Origin of the sequence: Bacillus cereus group sp. N12 (genome assembly GCF_016483575.1) — a bacterium.
Classification (GTDB): Bacteria; Bacillota; Bacilli; order Bacillales; family Bacillaceae_G; genus Bacillus_A; species Bacillus_A toyonensis.
The window spans coordinates 1-3,002 of sequence record NZ_JAEHBO010000166.1 but is presented as its reverse complement, the minus strand read 5'-3'; the positions used below and the strand labels follow the sequence as shown (position 1 = coordinate 3,002).

Here is a 3,002-nt window from a genome sequence, read left to right as displayed (position 1 = left end):
GGTGCTGAAGTGCGTGAGGTTGCTTTCCATAAATTTGCACCACAAGGTGTAAGTGGAGTAGTAATTATCTCGGAATCACATTTAACAATTCATAGCTTTCCGGAGCACGGTTACGCAAGTATTGATGTTTATACTTGTGGGGATCGTATTGATCCAAATGTTGCTGCAGAATATATTGCAGAAGGTTTAAACGCGAAAACGCGTGAGAGCATCGAGCTTCCTCGAGGCACTGGTAGCTTCGAAATTAAGCAGAGAGAAACAAAAGCTCTTTAAAAAAGAACATAATTGATTTAAAATGTAAAGAGGTGTATAATGCACCTCTTTTTTAGTTTATAAAAAAGGAAAGACATAACGTGTTCATTAGTTAGTTAAATGGAGCTCTCACACATAAGTTAGTGCAACATCTACCATTTTATTTTGTTGGGAAAATAGATGATGAAATCATGTATTTAAACTTAGAGTGGTAAGAGCATTAGAATGAGTTATATAATATTGTATATATATTTTTACGTGAATGAAGTAGAGAAAAATAAAAATTAAATTGTAAGGGAGTGAATGAATTGCGTTGTCCATCCTGTTCTCATAATGGCACAAGAGTGTTAGATTCGCGTCCGGTAGACGAAGGGCGCTCTATTCGAAGAAGGAGAGAGTGTGAAAGTTGTTTAAGTCGCTTTACGACATTTGAAAGAGTAGAAGAGTCACCTCTTATCGTTGTTAAAAAAGAAGGCACACGAGAAGAGTTTAATAAAGAAAAGATTTTACGCGGTTTAATTAAAGCATGTGAGAAAAGACCAGTATCTTTAAGACAATTAGAGGAAGTAACACAAAGTGTGGAACGTGAACTTCGTAATTTAGGTATATCAGAAGTGAAAAGTGATATGATTGGTGAAATTGTTATGGAAGAACTTCGTGATATCGATGATGTTGCTTACGTACGCTTTGCTTCTGTATATCGTCAATTTAAAGATTTAAATGTATTTATTGAAGAATTAAAAGATATACTGCAAAAAGAAAGAGAATAGAAGCTGTATTCAATTCTCTTTACATACTGTAAGTAATGAGGTAAGAGAGCTAGAAGCGTAAGCTAATAGCTCTTTTTCGCTAATAATCATTGGGGATTTTGTTCATTCCAAAATGAGTATTAGCCTTCACTAATCGGGCATTTACGGGAAGGTATCTCCTACCAAACTTTCGTGCATTCGCCGAATTTTGATGTGGGAGTCTTACTGCCCGCAAATAGCGGGATAAAATATATAATGAAGATAGAACGAATGAATTAGAGGATAGATTGGATGAGAGAAAGGAAAAGCAAGAATGCAAAAACAGTCATGGATGGAGCTATTGCCGATTGATCGTTATAAAGTAAGTACGAAAGGACTACTACATAATTACGACCGAAAAGTGTTAACGATGTTGTATCAGCCGTTAATAGGTAGTAGAGCTTTTAGCTTGTACATGACGCTATGGGGGGCGTTAGAGCAAGATCGTGTATTTGGAAAAGAGAATACACATCATTCCCTTATGGTGACCATGCAAATGCAACTTCCCGAAATATATGAGGAACGAGTAAAGCTAGAGGCAATTGGGCTTTTAAAGGTATATATTAAGAAAGAAAAAGATATTCGAATGTTTATATACGAATTGCAACCACCTTTATCTCCAAAGCAGTTTTTTGATGATATTGTTTTAAGTATCTTTTTATACAATCGATTGAGTCGGACAAAATATAATCAAGTAAAACAATATTTCTTAGAAGAAGAATTTGATTTTGCTTCTTATGAAAATATTACACGTTCTTTTAATGAGGTGTTTGATTCGTTTAATCCAGGACAGCTTGAGCATGCGCAAGAAGAACTCCGTATTCCAAAAGCGACAATGATGCCAAATAATGAAAAGGGAGATGCTCCTAAAGTTTGGAACGATTTCTTTGATTTCTCCTTATTTGTAGACGGATTGTCCGCTCTTGTTCCTAAAAAGGCGATTACAGATCAAGTGCGAGAATGTGTCATTACACTTGCTTACGTGTATGGTGTGGATGTGTTATCGATGCAAAATATCGTTCTTGGTGCGGTGACAGAGATGCAAACAATTGATATGGAAAGGCTTAGAAAAGGAGCGCGCGATTGGTACCAATTCGAAAATGGTCAAGCGTTACCAATATTAAGTGAAAGAGTACAGCCGCACGCTGCACGTACGATGAAAGAGAAAGAGCCTTCATCGCAAGAAGAGATGCTTATAAAACAATTAGAAGAAATCTCACCAAAACAACTATTGAAAGAGATTTCTGGTGGTGCAGAGGCGACGAAAGCGGACTTGCAAATTGTTGAGGATGTTATGATCAATCAAAAATTAACGCCAGGAGTTGTGAATGTACTTATTTATTACGTTATGCTACGCTCAGATATGAAGCTTGCGAAAACGTATGTGGAGAAGATTGCTGGGCATTGGGCTCGTAAAAAGGTCGGTACAGTAGCTGAAGCAATGGCGCTAGCAAAAGAAGAAAACCGTCAATACCAAGAATGGGCTGAGACGAAGAAAAAAGGTCGTACAGCGAAGAAAACAGTACGAAAAGAAATGGTACCAGATTGGTTGAAAGAAGAGCCGAAAGAAAAAGAAACTGTGAAAAATGATGTAGGTGCGGAAAAAGATACAAGTACGTTAGAAGATGAACGAAAACGACTAGAAGAAGTGTTGAAAAAATATAAGCGTGATTAATAGAAGAGAATGAACGCTCTTTGAGGTGAGAAAATGGAGCATATTCAAAATTCATTTACAAAATTAATGGAAAATGAAAATTTTAAAAACAGATATGAAGTATTAAAGGCGGAAGTGATGGCACATCCGCGTGTGAAAGAATTTATAGACGAGCATAAAGGCGAAGTAACAACTTCTATGATTGAGCGCAGTCTTGTGAAGTTATATGAATATATTGGACAATGTGTAGGTTGTTCAGATTGTCCGGATCTAGGGACATGTAAAAATATGCTGCAAGGATATGAACC

At 36.6% G+C, this 3,002-nt stretch carries 3 protein-coding genes and 1 pseudogene; all 4 read left to right on the top strand.

The features are described 5' to 3' along the window. A partial coding sequence (gene speD / locus JDS92_RS29855) for an adenosylmethionine decarboxylase (RefSeq protein ID WP_199633022.1) occupies positions 1–273 on the top strand: 273 nt, incomplete at its 5' end. A gap of 287 nt (positions 274–560) precedes the next feature. Further along, positions 561–1,022, top strand: coding sequence for a transcriptional regulator NrdR (gene nrdR / locus JDS92_RS29850; protein ID WP_001203687.1), 462 nt, complete (start codon positions 561–563; stop codon positions 1,020–1,022). Between the two features lie 292 nt (positions 1,023–1,314). Next, positions 1,315–2,715, top strand: a complete 1,401-nt coding sequence (locus JDS92_RS29845) for a replication initiation and membrane attachment family protein (protein ID WP_001171837.1) — start codon at positions 1,315–1,317, stop codon at positions 2,713–2,715. A 33-nt stretch (positions 2,716–2,748) separates the two neighbouring features. After that, positions 2,749–3,002, top strand: a pseudogene (locus JDS92_RS29840) (primosomal protein DnaI); the annotation flags it as partial.